The organism is Saccharothrix sp. CB00851 (assembly GCF_001905065.1).
Taxonomy (GTDB): domain Bacteria; phylum Actinomycetota; class Actinomycetes; order Mycobacteriales; family Pseudonocardiaceae; genus Actinosynnema.
In genome coordinates this window covers 20,237-35,498 of sequence record NZ_LWLC01000041.1, presented here as the reverse complement: position 1 = coordinate 35,498, position 15,262 = coordinate 20,237, and the positions used below count along the sequence as shown (strand labels likewise).

Below are 15,262 nucleotides of genomic sequence, written 5' to 3'. Positions count from 1 at the left end.
CGGCCGCCGGTCAACGACTAATCGCTCGTACTCACGGTCACTGCTGACAGAATCTGCGCCCAGTCGAAGGCCGCAAGCCCGTCCTCCGCGCGCGTGGTCACCGCATCGGGGTCAAGCATGATCACTCCGCACTGTGTGAGGCGTTCTACGCTGTCGACGTACGCAGGATGCTTGCGCAGCAGCGCTTTCACGCACGGTGCGGCGATAATCGGTATCTCGGCGCCGAGCAGCTCGTTCAACACGCCGAGAGCCACGCTGTCGCTGATACCCGCAGCCCACTTGTTGAGGGAGTTGAACGTCAGCGGAGCTGCAATGACCATGTCTGCTGTCGGCAGGGAGTCCTGTTGGCCTGGTGGACGTGCAGTCACCCGCGTCATGCAGCCGGTTTCGGTAGCGAGCGCGTCGAGGTCGATCCACGAGGCCGCAGAGGGAGTGGCGATCAACGACACCCGCCATCCCTGCTCGGACAACAGGGCAACGAACTCATTGATCTTTAGCACCGGCGGCGCGGCCGTTACCACGAGGTAGGCAGAGCCGCGGTCATGGCTCACGCCGCCACTCCGGTACGGATCGCTAGTTCACGCAGGCCGGGTACTTCACGACGCCGTTCACGTGCCATCAGGTCTCGGATGAGGTTGTGGGCCGTACGACTGGTGTAAACGATCTCGGGGGCGATTCGATCGGTTTCCAGCAAGTGCAGCACCGCAAGGGCATCTTCGTCGATCTGAGTGTGCGCCCAAGCGCTGTCGAGGTGGAACTGGGCTCGCCGCCCACGCAATCCCGTGGGCATGCGCGTGGGATCGAGTCGTTCGCTGGTGGCGAGCAGTTGGTACGGGTCATCCAAGGCAACAGCCGCCGACATGCGGTGAATGGTGACGTTGGTGGGGCCGAACGCCGTATAGCCGATATTGGCGTCTCGTCCGAGCCGGTCTGCAAGTCGTTGTGCTGTGTCCAGTCTCCCACAAGCAGAAGCGACGTCGTTTCGCCGTGCCGCGATGATCGCCGCAATCAACGTCAGCGCGCCCGCCCAACTGATGCGGCGAGGATCATCGCCAGACACGCTTGCAGCCGCACCGACCGCGAGTTCCTCCGCAGCGGCGGCTTGGTCAAGCTTGAGCAAGGCGCAAGTCATCTGGTACGCCGCAGCGGCCTGTCCAAACGGATCGTCAGCGTCGTCCGCCGCCGCTTTCGCACGCTCGGCGGCAGCCCGTGCCGTCGCGCCGTCACCCGTTTTGGTTGCCAGCTTCGCTTCCACCACTGCGGCACTACATCGCAGAATCAGAGCTTGGCGTCGTTCTTGTCCCCGGCTGGTGGACATCAACGCAGTGATGGCGTCTGCGACGGTGGACAGCGCGCCACCGACCTCGGCGTACCGAGCGGCTTGATAGGTCTCGTGCAACCGCGTCACAGCCGCCGTGATCGAGGACAGACCTTGCAAAGCAACTGCGTCCGAGCTGGCTTCGGCGAAGTTGTCGGGCGCGGGGAGCCAACGGTGCGCCAGGACCGAGCCCGTTAGCAGAGCTGTATCCCGCATGACTTCACGTCGACTGATCGTGACCTCAGCAGGCGCGGCGCCGGATGCCGAAGGATTGAGCAGCGTGTCGAGCTCGGCGAGCGAGAGCTTGAGTTCCGATGCGATTCTCGGCCGACGCCACGGTTGCGGCGTGAGCGTGCCACGCTCCCACCGACCGACCGTCGAGGCTTCTACGCCGAGCTTCTGCGCAAGCGATTCCTGCGTGAAGCCCATCGCCTCGCGCCGAGCAGCGAGTTCCTGTCGCCGATCCAACGTCTACCACCTCAGATGTCGATGTACGAGTAAGTCAGGGGCCGCCGACTCAAAACGCCGACCACGACCAAGGCCGCTCGATCTCGCCACGCAGGCACGCCACCCGGTGCCGCACCTGTTGGGCTGCTTCCGTGCTGGTTTTGGCTTTACCAAGGACGAAAGCTGTCCAACGTAGTTCTCTGATCGTCGCCAGGGTGCGGTAGCCAGACCACGCGGTCATGTCATAGCCGCCGTAGGCGTCCACGAAAGCCTGGTAATCCAAGTCCGTGAGCCGGGCGAAGTCGGTGTAGTCGACCGCCAGCGAGACCAGGTCCCACTCCCGAAGTCCGATCCCGACATGGTCGAGATCCAGCAACACGGGGCCGCCACCCGCTCTGGGGACAACAACGTTGCCCTGCCACGCATCGCCGTGGATGACGCACCGAGACAAGGTCGGAACCAGCATCGAGTACTCACCGTGGAGCAGCTGTGCAAGATCTCGAAGCCAGGCTCGGTCATCCTCCGACAAGGCGGTACCGCCGTCGATTGACTCGCGCAGCCCTTCGAAAGGGTCGACAACGGGGAACGAAGGCGATTCTGGTACGTCCAGCGCGTGCAGGCGGCCCAGGACTGCGCCCAATTCGGCCGGCGTGGCGTGGCGGTGATCAGGAAGCCGTACCCACCACGTCACGGGTCGAGTTCCAACAACCGTGGGCTGGTCGATGTCGTCGACGGCACGTACGACGGCGATTCCGGCGTCAGCCAGCCAATGCGCCGCCTGGATTTGACGGGCGGCGACTAGCTGCGAGCCTGGAGGGCCCACACGAGCCACGACACCGTCGGCCATCTCGTAGATGACGTTGGTGCCGTCACGGATCAAGGTCGCTTCTGCGGTAGGCAGACCGGCTTTCCTGGCCGCTACCATCAGCACGTCACGCGGATCTCCAGACAAGACCAGGCCCGTGTCCACGTCAGACATCGGCTGTACCGGATTCCACGAGTTCCGAGAATTCGGCCACTTCGGGTATCGCACGATGCTGTTGGCACGCCCGCGCCAGCTTGGCGAGTTCCTCGTCCATCCGTCGTGAGTGCAACATCGCGGCGTCGTCGAGGGCTTGCCGTCCAAAGAGGACGGCTTCACGCGGATCCCCGATCGCCATGTGCAAGGTAGCCAGGCGCGCCCTGGAGAATGCCCGCGAGCGCGGATAGGCGTCGCTATGCAGTCGAATCGCCGAGACAAGACGCTCGGCGGCGTCCCCTGGCTGCTTTCCGCGACGGCGAGCGGAGTAAGTGCCCGCGCGCTGCTCCCCGCGTGCTCGGCTTCGTCGTAGTACACCAGCCAGGGTGGATTGGTCTCCGGTTGCCGTTGGGCGAAGTAGGTATCCGCACGGTCGACTTCGGCTCGCGCTTCGTTGTGGCGGCCCAGCATTGCCAACAACCGGGCCCGGACCACACCGATCATGGCTCGCGCGGTGGCGGTCAACCGGTCAGCTCGCACCTGGGCGAACTCGATCAAGGACAGCGCGTCGTCCAGGTTGCCGAGGTAGATGGCTTGGCGTGCCATATCGGCGAGGGTCGCGGCACGCAACTCCCACGAGCCACCCTGCTCGGCGCACCACAGACCGAAGCGAAAGCATCGAGCCGCTGCGTCGTGGTTTCCGACGTCGAAAGCCGAGAACGCCACCACTCCCGCAAGGTTTCCGATGGCCTCGAACATCCCCGCTTCGACGGCGGCGCTGGCTCGGGCACTCAACAGGTGGCCAGCCCACCGCAGATGCGCGGCCCCCGCTTCACCGGCCATGCCTCCGCCATACAGGTTCTCGCTGGCGGCCAGCGTGCTCGTCATCAGCTTGACCTGCTCGACCTCGGCCCATCCGATCCGCCGCGGCGGCTTCACGGTCAAGGTGAGTGACTCGAGGAACTCAGCGGGCACCTGCCCCATGTCGAGGCTTCTGGCGGGGTCATACGCGGCGGTGAGCGCAGAAGCGGGCGAGCTCGACACCAGGGAGGTTTGCCGGGATCGTCCCCAGGTCGCTTGCCCTGTGACCGACTGCGGCAGATCCTGTGAGCCGTGGGTCGGCCCTTGGCCGAGCAGCACGTTTAGCTCATCGAGGGAGACGCCCAGCGCCTTCGCGATCCGAGGGCGCCGCCACGGTTGAGGCGTCAGGGCGCCACGTTCCCACCGCCCGACGGTGGAGAACTCCACACCAACAGCAGCAGCGAGCCCTTCCTGAGTGAAGCCCATCGCCTCACGTCGAGCCGCGAACGCCTCGCGTTTGTCGCCCACGCCGCTCACCTCGCTTGCCTGATTCAGCCACCAGCCTGGTCGGCGAGTAGCCACGCCGTATGTCTGCCGATGCCGTCACACGGTCAGGCGTCCTGTTCGATGCGCTCGAAGATGTCGATGTCCGTGGCCTTCTGCCAGTCGGGCAGGTCGTTCCAGTCCGCGACGTAGGACGGCTTCGGGTCGGGGAAGTGCTTGTAGATCTGGCCGATCCAGCACAGCGCGACGAAGCGGCCTTTCTGGTCCGAAGTGAGCTTGGCGGTGGCGCCGTCGGTCGCCCTGATGAAGGCGAGGACCTGGTCGTACACAGCGGTCGCGGCGTCACGTTCCCAGTCCGGCGTCTCATCCCACGGAGTGATGTAGCCGGGCTTGGGCTCGCCGGGGTAATGCTTGGTGACTCCGGCGATCCACGCCTCGCGGAACACGCGGCCACGGTCGTTCTGCATTCTGTCGTCCTCCATCATGCGGCGCGGTTGCCGACGAGTTCGGTGATCTCGGCGTCGAGCCGCTGGATCTGCTGGTCGGTGAGCAAAGGGGCCAGGTGCGGCTGTAGGCCACGCAGTTTGCGCGCGATGACTCCGGAGCCGGTCTGACGGGCGGTGGCCAGGGCGGCGTCGGCGTAGGTCGCGACTTGGTCAGGATTGCGCCGATGCACTCCGATCATCGCCAGGTCGGTGAGAACACCGGCCTTCCGGCGGGCGGTCAGGACGCTGGCCAGCGCGTCGGTCAGGGCGGCTTCGGCAAGGTCGTAGCGGCCGAGGTTGACGTAGCAGGTGCCGCGTTCCTCGGCCAGGCGTGAACCATCGAATCGGAGCCAGCCACCGTTGTGAACCGGCCCCTGAAGGTGCTGGACCTCGGCTGCCGTGTCGAGTGCGCGCTGGCAGGCGTCCAGGTCGCCGAGACCGGCGAAGGTTTCTGCCTGCACAGCTGCGATCCATTGCCGGGTCGAGAGGGCAGGATCGCCCCGGCGGGCCAGGTTGGCGGCCAGTTCGAGCAGCGGAGCAGCCTCATCGAACTGGCGCTCGTACACGGCGATGAAGGCGTGCCTGGTCAACGCGCAGGACCAGAGGTCCGGGGCATCGGCTTCCTTGCCTGCTGTCGCGGCCAGGGTGTAGCAGTGGGCGGCGTCGGTGTATCGGTCACCGTCGAAGAAGATCTCGCCCGCCAACTGGAAGAGGTCGGCGGACAACTCGCAGAGTCGCTGCCGGATGGCCGGGGTCTGCGGATGACGCAGGCCCGTCGACAGAACATCGAGCTGTGCGCGGACGAGGGGAAGTACCTCGCTCTTGGTCGGCGCGAGTGCGTAGACCCGCCACAGGTGGCTGTTGAACTGGGCGAACTCGGCTGCCGCCGCGGAATCCACCGCGCCGGTTCGAGCCACTGCGGCAAGCCTGTCCACGTCGGCGAGGACCGGTTCGACCGCAGGCAACGCCAGCAGGGCACCGCTCATGGTGAACAGGCGCAGTAGGTCGCGACGGTTCATGTCGTCTGTCTCCGCAAGGTCGGGCTGAACAGGGACGGCCTCCCTTCCGAACAGCCTGCCACCCGCTCGTGGCGCGGCGGCTTCGAGACGGACTTGAGCACCACCGTGCGCGGTGGGCTGCGTGTCGAGCGGGCCTCCTGCGCCGGCATTCGCCGCTCGGGCTGGTACGGCGGCCGAGGGCGGAGCAGTCATCTGCCGGGATGGTGCCGAGGCAAGCAACGTGCCCAGCTCTTCGAGGCTGATCCCCAGCGCCTTCGCGATACGTGGCCTGCGGTACGGCTGCGGAGTCAGATCACCGCGCTCCCAGCGGCCCACGGTCGAAAACTCCACACCGACGGCTGCAGCGAGGCTTTCCTGGGTGTAGCCCATCAGCTCACGCCGCGCCGCGAACGCCTCTCGCCGGTCGCCCATGAACATCACCTCGCTCCGTCGGTCCAATGCCACGATAACCAGCTACCGGTCAAGTCTGATCACCCGCTCGGCGAGCAGCACCCGTTCGGACTACCGCCGCACAAAAGGCGTTTTTGCAGGTCAGAGACGGTGACGCCTCGTTGCCGCCTCATTGCCGCCGCATCGTCGCTCTGGCAGCCGTTGATCATTGGAAGTTGACTGAGGTCGCTGCGGTCTGGGCGGCCTTCTGTCTCCAGCGGCAGCCCGAGTGACTAGTAGCGCCTTCGCCAGAACGTGCGGCTGTGGATGTCCGATGGTCAGACCACCCTCCCCGTCGATCGGGAGCCCGCCGTTCACGCGGACGTGCTGGTGAGCACGCTCGATGCACGCATTTAGGGCTCGGGCCATTTGGTAGTTCCAGGGCGTAACCGATGAGGAGATCGTCACCAATGCAGTTGCCGTGTCTGAAATCGAACCCCTCGACACCGTGGCTCTAGCCCAACTCGGTCTCTACGGTCTGGCGGTACAGCAGCTCGTACAGGTGGGCGCCCTTGATGAGGACCGAGGCTTCGACGGGGCGTTCGTTGTCGCTGTAGATGACGCGCAACTGCCGGATCACTGGCGTCCCGTCAGGGAGGTCCAGCGTCTCGGCTTCCTCCACCGTCGGGGGGCGGGCCGAAATCCGGTCGACGAAGGTCCGCTGGGGAAACCCGAGGTCGGCGAGGACCTGGGGTGCGCCTCCGCGGATCTTGGCGGCCTTCGCCAGGCTGCTGTTCGCGGCGATCTCAGCTGGGTAGTACGACGCGGACATCTCCACGGGCTGCTCGTCGTGGACGAGGATTCTGGTGCGGACGATTGCGGTAGCGCCCGACGCCAGCTGCAATCCGTCGACTATGTCCGCGGGCGGGACGACGTTGTCGACATTGAGCAGCTGGTAGCGGAACCGGCCTGGTTCAGGCTTGATGTAGGCGGAGGCGTCGATGATGAACGGCTGCCGATCGCGGACGTAGACGCCTTTGCCGACACGGCTGTCAAGGAAGCCTTCGTCCTTCAGCGCCTTCAGCGCGTGCTGGATGGTGGCGTTCGCTGCGCCGTACCGCTCGACGAGCTGCGCGGTGGACGGCAGTTGCGTACCTGGGCTCAACTCGCCACGCATGATGAGATCGCGCAGTTCCGCCGCGATCTGCTGATGCCGGGGTCGGGTGTCACGCGCGCGAGGCAAGACCGACTCCAAGAGACGCCGTCAGGGGATCGGTCACGGCGTCAGCTCGTATCGCAGCCGTCGCCCCTCGGCCACCATCGTCATCACGCTGGCTTCGACGGGCAGATCGCTCTCGGTGACGAGCGCGCGGGCGAGCACCAGCACGCAGGACGGATCGTCCAGCGCGAGCGCGGCCCGTTCGTCTGGTGTGGCCAAGCGCGCGCTGACGTCTTCCCGGACGCGACGAGGCGGATAACCGAGGTCGGCCAGGAGGGCAACGGCACCGCCGGGGATCTTGCGATGCTCGGCCAGCCTGGTGCCCCGAGCGATGTTCGCGGGGTAGTACGAATCGACGAGTTCGACCGGGTGGTCGTTGAACAGCATGAGGCGGCGGCGCACGACCACCGCCTCGCCCGCAGCCAGGCCCAGCATGTCGGCGACCGTCGCGGAGGCGACCACCTCGTCAACACTCAGCAGCTTCTGAGTTCCCGTGCCACCGTGCTCTGCTGCCTCGGCACCCCAGGCGTCGCCGCGGTGACCGCTCACATAAGGCATCGACACGCTCGTCCACGGGCCGGCGCTCGCCATCGCTCGCCCTCCTTGTGTCTCGCGGTGGGAGGTGCTCCCGCCGTTGACCTTAGTCGTAAGGCAGCAAGGCCACCCTCGACGCTCGTCCGACAACCTTGTCACCTTTCGGGTATCGCAGTAAGGTTGATCGGAAGTGAAGGTACTACAGATCGCCGCTGGTGCCGCTCCACCCTCGGACTTTCTGGCCGCTGCGTCGTCCGGCCCGACAAGGACAGCTCCGCCGCCAGCGCACATCGTCCGAGTGCCATTCGGCATGACCGAGGAAGGAGAGCTACATGAAGGCCACCGAGGAGAAGTGCGTGGCGGACGGTCAGATCACCATCTCGCAGTCGTTCGGCTTCAGTGCCAGCCACGAGCTGAGGCTGTTGCCAGCCAGTCACAAGTGTCGCCGCAACCACGGCCACAACTACACGGTGACCGCTTCGGCACTCGTGCGCGGTGACGCCTCAGGAGATCTGTCGCCGCTCGGGGATTATCTGGCCGCGACATTCGACCACCGGTTGCTCAACGAGCAGGTCCCCTTCCACCCGACGAGCGAGCTTCTCGCTGCTCACCTTGCCGAGTGGTTCCGGGACAACATGGAATCGGCGATGCCGATCACGCTGGTCGCGATGGTGGTGTCGGAGACCGCGACTACATCGGCGCTCTGTGACGGCGTCACCGGTGAGGTCACGATCTCGAAGACCTTCAAGACCAGCCACGGCGACGTCACGCTGGTGCTCGGAGCGGACGGGCTGGACAAGGTTGGGTTCATCACCGATTTCGGTGACCTGAAGCCGTTCGGGGCGTACCTCCAGGCGTCTGACGCCGACGCAGGGTTACGTGCTGCTGGCCCTGCACTGGTCGCTCACCTGGCTGGTTGGTTCGTCGACAGCGTCGAGCCGGGGATCCGCGGTCGACTCGTGTCCGTACGGGTCGAGTCGGGTACCACCACCGGCCTGTGGGAACGAGGCGATGCTTCGTGAGCACCCCGCCTTTGCCTCCCGGACGTGTAGAGGGTTCCGCGATTCTCACGGAGAAGTTCGAGTCGTTCCAGGGCGAAGGCCCGTGGACCGGGCAGCGCTGCGTGTTCGTCCGATTCTCCCGGTGCAACCTGCGGTGCAGCTACTGCGACACCCCAGAGAGCTGGGACTGGAACAGGTACAACCCGGCCGAGGTCAGCGACAGAGTCCCCGTCACCGAGCTGGTGTCGTGGGTGCGTGAGCGCGGCGTGGACATGATGGTGATCACCGGCGGGGAGCCGATGTTGCAGCAGCCCGCCATGATCGCCCTGGCCCGCGGCCTGGCGGACGTTCGGGTGCAGGTTGAAACCAACGGCACGATTGCGCCCACACCGGAACTTGCCTCCGTGGTCGACCTCTGGGTGGTGAGTCCGAAACTTGCGAACTCCGGCATGACCTACTCCACCCGCATCAAGGCCGATGCCCTCTCGGCGTTGGTTGCGACAGGCCGCGCGGTGTTCAAGTTCGTGGTCACCGAGCCCGGCCGCGACCTCGACGAGATCGCCCAGCTCGTCGAGGAGCACCGGCTGGCTCCGGTGTGGGTGATGCCGGAAGGCACCACCCAGGAGAAGGTTCTGGCCGGCATGGACGCGCTCTACGGCCCGGCCACTGAACGCGGGTGGAATGTCTCCACCCGCCTGCACATCCTGACCGGGGCGCGGTGACAACGATTCCCAGACCGAGCACTGGATCAGGCGTTTCCCAGCGCCAGCACCACGACCTCGGTGACGTCCCTTGGGGGCACGGGTTCCGAGGACCTGACCGAGACCGCCCTGATGCTCGTAGTCGCCGTCGCTGCGTTGGCGGGTTGCCCAAAACCTGCGCGCCGGGGCTCTACCAGCAGCAGCCGCCGCCGCTACTGACGTCCTTCACCCACTTATCAAACCCGGAAGCGAGGCGAAATCCGTGACCAACACCCTCGACAGACCGGCACCCAGCGGAAGCCAGGACCTGGCGTCGCCGGGCCTGGTCGACACCGAGCGCGTCGCCGATCTTGTCGGCCAACTTCTGGCCGCGATCGGCGAGGACCCCGGACGGGAGGGCCTGTCGGACACGCCGGCCAGAGTCGCCGCATGGTGGCTCAGTTTCCTCTCCCCACAGCCGTCGGCCACACCGACCTGCTTCCCCGAGCAACACCTGAGCGGCCAGTTGGTCGTGATCGGTGGCATGAGCGTCTGGTCGCTGTGCGAGCACCACCTGCTGCCCATGAACCTGGACGTCGCCGTCGGTTACGTACCGGACGGCGAGGTGATGGGCCTGTCGAAGTTCGGCCGCATCGCACAGCAGTACGCGGGTCGCCTTCAGGTGCAGGAGCGCTTCACCCGGGAGGTAGCGAACGAGATCGCCGCCGTGCTTGGCAGCAACGACGTGGCCGTCGCGGTCCGCGGCACGCACCTGTGCATGAGTGCGCGAGGTGTGCGGATGGAGGCAGCTCGTACCACCACAGTGCAGTCCGGTGGTCGATTCGAGAGCGATCCTGTGCTCTCCCAACAATTCCTCACCCTCGCCACCGACAGGTGGAGGACCGCCTGATGACCAAGAGCATCGCCTTCTCCGCGATCGCGCCGCCCGACTACCTGGACGCCTTCGTAGCGCAGGAGCCCGCCAGCGTCCACCACGTGGCAGCCCAACGTGTGTTGACCGACGCTGCCTACCGTACGTTCTTCCACCGCGAGGCCCAGCGGGGCGCGGAGATCATCGTCGACAATGGAGTCTTCGAGCTGGGCCAGGCCCTGCCGGCCGCCGACCTGATCGCGGCAGCCCGCATGGTCGACGCCTGCGAGATCATCCTCCCGGACGTCATGCGCGACGGGCTCGCCACCATCAAGTCCAGCGACGAAGCCGCCCGCGAGATCCTCGAACTGAGCGACGAGTTCCGCCTGTGCGTGGTGCTGCACGCGGCAGACGATCAGGAATGGTTGCGCTGCTACGACTACTTCGCTTCCAGCGACTACGTCGGAGCGATCGCGCTGCCTGCCTCCCGGCGTCCCGCGCCCGAAGACCAGCTCTGCCGCACCCGCTGGGCGGCAACCCAGTACCTGGAAGACCACGGCATGATCGAGGATCGCATCGTCTATCGGCTGCTCGGCCTCGGGCGCACCGGGCACCTGGAACTCGCCGAACAGCGCGAGCACGAATGGATCGCCTCGGTCGACGGCGCCGCACCGGTCATCCTCGGCGCGATGGGCATCGCAATGCTGCCCGACGGCCCCTACGAGAAACCTCCGACCCCACGGATTGAGAACCTGGGACCGATCCCCGAAGAACGGTTCGACCTGATACGCCGCAACATCGCCGTCGTCCGCGAGGCGGCCGGCAGTAGCGTGCGGATCCCGGAGGCCGCCTGATGAGCCTCCTCGCCAACACAGTCCCGACTGCGCGACCCGGCTCGGCATTGTGTCCGTCGCCCATCGCGGTGGACGGGCACACGATGGCCCCGGACCGCCTTCTGCGGTACCTGCAGATCAAAGTGCACCACCTGATCCAGGACCACGACTGGGACAGCATCCATGTCGTCGGCGGCTACGACCGCGAAGCCGTGATCTCCGCACACGAGAAGACCGGCAAGCTGTTCAACTTCGAGCGCCCCACCGCAGACGTCCAAGGCCGTGACCTCATCGTCAAGGCGTTCCCCGGTGCGGACTACGTCCACCACTACGCGCTGATCATCGCTACGTACCTGTCCATGACAGGAAAACCGGCCGACACGGTCACCTACGAGTTGCCCGACCCGACGTTGTCCCGCGACGCGGTGGGGAAGCTCGAACTCGAACTCGACGGCGACCTCGTAATCGTCGGCTGGGGCCTGGCGCATCTCGCCCCGCCGGACGGTGTGTGGAACCACGGGCACGGCTACGCCTGGCAACACACCGAGATCCACGGTCGCCGGGTGGTCTACCTCGGTTTCCTGCACAGCATCTGGGGCGACGTCGCCGGGCGAGTCGTCACGCGCCTGGCGGAGCTCGGCGCCCGCGAGGTCGTCTATGTCGGCAAAGTCGGCGCGCTGAACCCCGACATCGAGCCCAACACGCGACTGGCCACCGGAAACACGAGCCTCGTAGGAGGAGGCTTCGTCACGTGGCCCGATTTCTTCAGTGACTTCGCTACCGCCCAAGCGGGCGTGCACACCGGCGTCCACGTCACCTCGCCCTCGATCCTGCTGGAGAACCGGGACTGGCTGACCGAGCACGCCGAGCACGCATTCGTCGATCCGGAGATCGGTCCTATGGGAGTCGCAGCACGCGATGCCGGGATCGAGTTCGGCTATCTCCATGTCATTTCCAACAACCTCGCGCGCCATTACCCCGCGGACTTGTCCAACGAGCGTCACAGCGACGTTGTCCGACGGCGCACCGTCCTCATCAGACAGATCCAAGACATCATCGCCAACCGACTGGCCGCTCGGCCGATCTGAACCCCTTGGAGGGCCGCCACATGACGAACGCAGCACCTTTCTTCAACCCGGCGCGCGGCCGGGAGATCACGGTGGTCGGGATCGACGGCGCGGGCAAGTCCACCCTCGCCACCCGCCTGCACCAAGCGCTCAACGAGGCTGGCCACGAAGCGATCCTGATCGGCAAGCACAGCACCGAAGTCCCGATGGACCCGGAGTTGTCCGCCTACGTCGATCGGCTCAACGCGCTCGTCTACCGCCGCGACGCCCGCGTCGCCCAAGCGTGCGGCGACCACTACTGGCTGCTGGCGCTGGCCGCCTGGTACACCCTCCAGGACAAACTCGTCATCCAACCCGCTCTCGCCGCCGGAACCCACGTGATCCTCGACAACGCCCACCACAAGATCCTCGCGCGCTACGCGGTGAATCCCGACGTCTCCACCAGTTTGGCCGAGCAGGTCTTCGCCCACCTCACAGAACCCGACCTGGTCTTCTTCCTGCACATCAGCGCCCGCGACGCGCTCACCCGCAAGGGCGAATTCAGCTCCCTGGAAACCGGCCACTCCGGCGCCACGGACGAGGACTTCATCCGCTACCAGGACATCGTTCTCGCGAAGCTGCGCGAGCACGAGCAGCGCAGCGGATGGCTGTCGATGGACGTGACCAACATGGACCGCGACGCCGTCTTCAAGAGCGCCGCCAACGCGCTCGCCGACCGCCTCCAGCTCGCCATCTGACCCCGCCCGCAGCCACCGCGAGGAACGCACCATGCCAGCGACCCAACCGACCGACGGCGAGTACGTGTGCCACGGCGTCACCTGGGCGACAGGAGATCCCCGGCTGCTGCTGGCCCCGCTGCCCGACGGGCCGCTGGTCTACGCCGAAATCATGAACCAACGACTCGGCTTTGCGGTTGATACCGGCCGGTGGTGCACCGGCCGGTATCAGTTCGCCGACACTGTGCGCGTCGAGGCCCTCGCCTGCCCCGACCGCGCGTCGACCGAGCAGAGCGACCAGTGCGGCCGGTGCTTCCGCCAGGACGAGTTCCGCTTCGCCCACCGGTTCCACCAGGACGGCAACGTCCCCGAAGCCCTGCGCCAGTACATGGACCAACCGCACTGGCTCTACCTCGCCACCTTCGCCGACGGCGCGACCAAGATCGGCACCGCAGCCGAACCACGCAAGCAATCCCGCCTCAACGAGCAGGGCGCCCTGACCGCCACCTACCTGACCAAGAGCCCCGACGGCCGGGCCGTACGGCACCTCGAAGACGCCATCACCCGCAGCCTGCAGATGCCCCAAACCGTCCGGGCCTCGACCAAGCTCAAGGCGCTGGCCAACCTGACCGACCTGTCTACCGCGAGCGCGACCCATGCCCACCACGTCGCCCGCGCCGCCGACGCACTCGCCGCCATAGACATCCCGGCAATGCTCGAGACGTGGACTCCTCCTGCCGAAGGCGACCGAATGCGCGTCGCCGACGGTGTACGGATGCTGTATCCACACGACCTACGCGACGGCGAGCACGGCTTCACCGTCGTCTCGTGCATCGGCACCCAGGTACTGGCCGTCCTGGACGGAGACGACGAGGTGGACTACGTGCTCGACCTCGGCGCTCTCAAGGGTCGCCGCATCACGCTCGGCCCGTTCGCGTCGCCCACCGCCGCCTTCCAGAACTCTCTCTTCTAACCGCCCCCGCCCGGCTCGTCGCGTCCGTCCGCGGCGAGCCCGGTCTGCACCCTGAAGCGAGGTAGCCACGATGGCACCCCTGGACGCCCTTCTCGGCTGGGACGAGGACACCACCGCAGAGGCGTACGCGGCCTTCACCCGTGACTTTCCCATGTACGCGGCCACCAGCCGAGACCTTGCCCGGCGCGCTGAGCTCGCCGACGGCCGCCTGGTGGTCGACCTGTGCGGCGGAGCCGGCGCGACCGCAGAGGCGATCCTCGAACTCGTCCCGATCGACGCCCAGGTCGTCTCGCTGGACAACGCCGCTGCCATGCAGCGCGTTGGCCGACGTACCCTGGCCGACCCACGCATGTCCTGGGTCACCGCCCCTGCCGAAGACCTGGCAGACCACGTTCCCGGCGCGGCGGATGCCGTGGTGTGCAACTCCGCGATCTGGAAGACCGACGTGCCGCAGGTGTTCGCCGCCGTCCGCCAGGTCCTACGACCCGGTGGCCGGTTCGTGTTCAACGTCGGCGGCGGCTTCGCCGGCGTCCGCCACCCCGACGAGACCAACATGCACACCGGACCGTCGTTGAACACCCTGATTCATCAGGTCGCCGCCCGTGACTACGGCTACGCCCCGCCCCCAGCCGCCGAGGCAGTTCCCAAGCTGCCGCTGGACACGATCACCAAGCACCTGTCGGCCGTCGGGCTGACCGTGGTCGACACTGAGGTCGTCGCCCAGCACAGCACGATGGCCGAGAAGAAGGCGTGGCTGTCGATTCCGGTCTTCGCTCGACCCGACGGGGAGTTCACGCACGCTCAGCGGATGGACATCCTCGACAAGGCGTACTCGCTGACCAAGCCCGACACGCCTACCGTGACGAGCTGGCTCGTAGTGGTCGCGCAGCGGCCCAGGGAACTACGTTGACCGCCCAGCCGCCGCCCAGCAGCCGCGGCAGCGGGACAAAGTACTGCGATCACGCGGCCGTTGGTGTGCTCATCTCCTCACTGGACGGGCTGCTGGTCTTCGAACGGGCGAGGCCCCCGGCGGGGATCGCACCGGTCGCCGGTCATGTCGACCTGCACGGAGGACCCGAGCAAGCCGCCCACGTTGAGGTTGCCGAGGAAGTCGGCCTGACCGTCACCTCTCTTCACCTGCTGCTGACCGCATGGCGACCCAACCACTGCCGTCGGCCGACCAGCGACCGCGTGGGCCATCAGTGGTGGATCTACCGGGCCCAGACGTCAGGACCGATCCGACCTTCGGCCCAAGAGGTGCGCGCCCCTCGATGGCTGCACCAAGACCAGCTCCAGCAGTACGCGCACCGCACCGCGGCCTACGCCGAAGGGCAGCTGAGCGAGGAGCAGTTCACCGCAGAGCCCGGCTTGGAGCCGGTGTGGGTTCGATTCCTTCACGAGCTTCACCTGGTGACGCTGCCCGACGACACCCTGAGCTTGATTGACCAGGTCCTTTGACCGTGCACC

General features: G+C 66.5%; 16 protein-coding genes. 9 read left to right on the top strand and 7 right to left on the bottom strand.

Features of this window, described 5'->3' with window-relative positions; translation table 11 throughout:
• Positions 1–17: 17 nt before the first annotated feature.
• The 7 genes from A6A25_RS33245 to A6A25_RS33205 form a co-directional block, all read right to left on the bottom strand.
• Positions 18–551, bottom strand: a complete 534-nt coding sequence (locus A6A25_RS33245) for a flavoprotein (RefSeq protein WP_083668877.1) — start codon at positions 549–551, stop codon at positions 18–20.
• Positions 548–1,786, bottom strand: a complete 1,239-nt coding sequence (locus A6A25_RS33240; protein WP_274534364.1) for a helix-turn-helix domain-containing protein — start codon at positions 1,784–1,786, stop codon at positions 548–550. The genes A6A25_RS33245 and A6A25_RS33240 overlap by 4 nt, the downstream gene beginning before the upstream one ends.
• 49 nt (positions 1,787–1,835) lie before the next feature.
• Positions 1,836–4,052, bottom strand: coding sequence for a phosphotransferase (locus A6A25_RS45975; protein ID WP_143193570.1), 2,217 nt, complete (start codon positions 4,050–4,052; stop codon positions 1,836–1,838).
• Positions 4,053–4,135: 83 nt separating this feature from the next.
• Positions 4,136–4,495: a hypothetical protein gene (locus A6A25_RS33225; protein WP_073896994.1), complete on the bottom strand. Its 360-nt coding sequence runs from the start codon at positions 4,493–4,495 to the stop codon at positions 4,136–4,138.
• A 14-nt stretch (positions 4,496–4,509) separates the two neighbouring features.
• Positions 4,510–5,949 carry a helix-turn-helix domain-containing protein gene (locus tag A6A25_RS45970; RefSeq protein ID WP_241829046.1) on the bottom strand — a complete coding sequence of 480 codons (1,440 nt, stop codon included), beginning with the start codon at positions 5,947–5,949 and terminating at the stop codon, positions 4,510–4,512.
• A gap of 466 nt (positions 5,950–6,415) precedes the next feature.
• The gene (locus A6A25_RS33210; protein WP_073897038.1) at positions 6,416–7,144 is read right to left on the bottom strand and encodes a GntR family transcriptional regulator; all 729 of its coding nucleotides are present in this window, start codon (positions 7,142–7,144) and stop codon (positions 6,416–6,418) included.
• 33 nt (positions 7,145–7,177) lie between these two features.
• Entirely contained in the window at positions 7,178–7,711 is a 534-nt protein-coding gene (locus tag A6A25_RS33205) for a GntR family transcriptional regulator (RefSeq protein WP_073896992.1), read from the bottom strand.
• 275 nt (positions 7,712–7,986) lie between these two features.
• Here A6A25_RS33205 and A6A25_RS33200 point away from each other — a divergent pair, with 275 nt between their 5' ends.
• The 9 genes from A6A25_RS33200 to A6A25_RS33160 all read left to right on the top strand — a co-directional run bounded on the left by A6A25_RS33200 (position 7,987) and on the right by A6A25_RS33160 (position 15,253).
• Positions 7,987–8,676: a 6-carboxytetrahydropterin synthase gene (locus A6A25_RS33200; protein ID WP_073896991.1), complete on the top strand. Its 690-nt coding sequence runs from the start codon at positions 7,987–7,989 to the stop codon at positions 8,674–8,676.
• Positions 8,673–9,377, top strand: a complete 705-nt coding sequence (locus A6A25_RS33195; RefSeq protein ID WP_083267853.1) for a 7-carboxy-7-deazaguanine synthase QueE — start codon at positions 8,673–8,675, stop codon at positions 9,375–9,377. The genes A6A25_RS33200 and A6A25_RS33195 overlap by 4 nt, the downstream gene beginning before the upstream one ends.
• Before the next feature lie 241 nt (positions 9,378–9,618).
• Positions 9,619–10,245 (top strand): GTP cyclohydrolase I, encoded by a 627-nt coding sequence (gene folE / locus A6A25_RS33190; protein ID WP_065914414.1) that lies wholly within the window; start codon positions 9,619–9,621, stop codon positions 10,243–10,245.
• Positions 10,245–11,060 carry a hypothetical protein gene (locus A6A25_RS33185; protein WP_073897035.1) on the top strand — a complete coding sequence of 272 codons (816 nt, stop codon included), beginning with the start codon at positions 10,245–10,247 and terminating at the stop codon, positions 11,058–11,060. The genes folE and A6A25_RS33185 overlap by 1 nt, the downstream gene beginning before the upstream one ends.
• Positions 11,060–12,127, top strand: coding sequence for a hypothetical protein (locus A6A25_RS33180; protein WP_198932949.1), 1,068 nt, complete (start codon positions 11,060–11,062; stop codon positions 12,125–12,127). The genes A6A25_RS33185 and A6A25_RS33180 overlap by 1 nt, the downstream gene beginning before the upstream one ends.
• A 5-nt stretch (positions 12,128–12,132) precedes the next feature.
• Positions 12,133–12,843, top strand: a complete 711-nt coding sequence (locus A6A25_RS33175) for a dTMP kinase (RefSeq protein ID WP_198932948.1) — start codon at positions 12,133–12,135, stop codon at positions 12,841–12,843.
• 31 nt (positions 12,844–12,874) lie between these two features.
• On the top strand, positions 12,875–13,795 hold the full coding sequence (locus A6A25_RS33170; protein ID WP_073896986.1) for a DUF2797 domain-containing protein: 921 nt from the start codon (positions 12,875–12,877) through the stop codon (positions 13,793–13,795).
• Between the two features lie 70 nt (positions 13,796–13,865).
• Positions 13,866–14,705, top strand: a complete 840-nt coding sequence (locus tag A6A25_RS33165) for a class I SAM-dependent methyltransferase (RefSeq protein ID WP_073896985.1) — start codon at positions 13,866–13,868, stop codon at positions 14,703–14,705.
• Positions 14,702–15,253, top strand: a complete 552-nt coding sequence (locus tag A6A25_RS33160; protein WP_073896983.1) for an NUDIX hydrolase — start codon at positions 14,702–14,704, stop codon at positions 15,251–15,253. The genes A6A25_RS33165 and A6A25_RS33160 overlap by 4 nt, the downstream gene beginning before the upstream one ends.
• Positions 15,254–15,262: the final 9 nt, after the last annotated feature.